Source organism: Pseudomonas sp. 05N36, assembly GCF_056397385.1.
Map to the genome: position 1 here is coordinate 1 of NZ_JBFTNH010000046.1, position 1,849 is coordinate 1,849.

The following is a 1,849-nucleotide window of genomic DNA, read 5'->3' on the forward strand; positions in this document are numbered from 1 at the left end:
AAGACCATCATGGTCTTGTCGAGGTAGAACAGTTCGTTGTCCAGGCCGGCATAACCGCTGGCCATCGAGCGTTTGTTGACGATGATGGTCTTGGCTTTGAAGGCTTCGAGAATCGGCATGCCGGCAATCGGCGATTTCGGGTCGTTCTTCGCTGCCGGGTTGACCACGTCGTTGGCGCCGAGCACCAGCACCACGTCGGCCTGGCCGAACTCGGAGTTGATGTCTTCCATCTCGAACACCWGGTCGTAAGGCACTTCAGCCTCGGCCAGCAGCACGTTCATGTGGCCGGGCATCCGACCGGCTACGGGGTGGATCGCATACTTCACGGTCACGCCACGGTGGGTCAGCTTCTCGGTCAGTTCTTTAAGCGCGTGCTGCGCCCGTGCGACTGCCAGGCCGTAGCCKGGAACGATGATCACGGTGTCGGCGTTGGTCAGCAGGAAGGTGGCRTCGTCCGCCGAGCCGGATTTCACCGGGCGGGCTTCTTTCGAACCSGCCGGGCCGGCCGCGTCTGCRCTGTTGCCGAAGCCACCGAGCAGGACGTTGAAGAACGAACGGTTCATCGCCTTGCACATGATGTACGAGAGAATCGCACCGGACGAACCCACCAGGGAGCCGGCAATGATCAGCATCGAGTTGTTCAGTGAGAAGCCGATACCCGCCGCAGCCCAGCCGGAATAGCTGTTGAGCATCGACACCACCACCGGCATGTCGGCGCCGCCGATTGGGATAATGATCATTACGCCGAGCACGAAGGCCAGGGCCAGCATCAGGGCGAAGGCGCCGAGGTTACCGGTCATCATGAAGGTGATGCCCAGACCCAATGTTGCCAGACCCAGCAGCAGGTTGATTTTATGTTGCCCGCCAAACTGTACCGGTGCGCCCTGGAACAGGCGGAACTTGTACTTGCCCGACAGCTTGCCGAACGCGATGACCGAACCRGAGAAGGTAATGGCACCGATGGCCGCGCCCAGGAACAACTCCAGACGGTTGCCCGCCGGGATCGAATCGCCCAGCTGCTTGACGATGCCCAGCGACTGCGGCTCGACCACAGCGGCGATGGCGATGAACACCGCTGCCATACCGATCATGCTGTGCATGAACGCGACCAGTTCCGGCATCTTGGTCATTTCAACGCGTTTGGCCATGATCGAACCGGCAGTACCGCCGATCAGCAGGCCGACGATSACGTAACCGATACCGGCGGTGGCCAGCTCGGAGCCAAGTTTGAACACCAGGCCGACGGTGGTGACGATGGCCAGCGCCATGCCGAGCATCCCGTACACATTGCCGCGTCGCGACGAGGTCGGGTGTGACAAGCCCTTAAGGGCCTGGATGAAACAGATCGACGCGATCAAGTAGAGCGTCGTGACAAGGTTCATGCTCATTACTTGGGCGCCTCTTCTTTTACGGCTTTCGGGGCTTTTTTCTTGAACATCTCAAGCATTCTGCGGGTCACCAGGAAGCCACCGAACACGTTGACTGCCGCCAGCGCCACAGCGAGGGTGCCCATGGTTTTGCCCAGCGGTGTCACGGTCAGCGCCGCCGCCAGCATGGCGCCGACGATCACGATCGCCGAAATGGCGTTGGTCACTGCCATCAACGGGGTGTGCAGTGCGGGTGTAACGTTCCAGACCACGTGATAACCGACATAAATCGCCAGCACGAAGATGATCAGGTTGTAGATACCGGGGGAGATAAGCTCTTCCATCGTCTGAATCCCTGCTTAGGCGTTTTTGCGGATGACTTGGCCGTCGCGGCACATCAGGCACGCGGCGACGATGTCGTCTTCTAGGTTCACTTCGAACTGACCTTCCTTGTTGAAGACCAGCTTCAGGAAGTCCAGCAG

2 protein-coding genes and 1 pseudogene are annotated in these 1,849 nt (G+C 59.9%); all 3 read right to left on the reverse strand.

Annotation, left to right across the window (positions count from 1 at the left end; genetic code table 11):
* Window positions 1-1,388: NAD(P)(+) transhydrogenase (Re/Si-specific) subunit beta (locus tag AC1DIH_RS28055; RefSeq protein WP_477774075.1), on the reverse strand; the 1,388-nt coding region annotated here is incomplete at its 3' end.
* Window positions 1,388-1,711 carry an NAD(P) transhydrogenase subunit alpha part 2 gene (locus AC1DIH_RS28060; RefSeq protein WP_003187010.1) on the reverse strand — a complete coding sequence of 108 codons (324 nt, stop codon included), beginning with the start codon at window positions 1,709-1,711 and terminating at the stop codon, window positions 1,388-1,390. The genes AC1DIH_RS28055 and AC1DIH_RS28060, both read right to left, overlap by 1 nt.
* A gap of 15 nt (window positions 1,712-1,726) precedes the next feature.
* Window positions 1,727-1,849 (reverse strand): annotated as a pseudogene (locus AC1DIH_RS28065) (NAD(P)(+) transhydrogenase (Re/Si-specific) subunit alpha); the annotation flags it as partial.

Coding starts and splice junctions, on each gene's coding strand:
- AC1DIH_RS28060 (WP_003187010.1), bottom strand. CDS start 1,711: ATGGAAGAGCTTATCTCCCCCGGTATCTACAACCTGATCATCTTCGTG.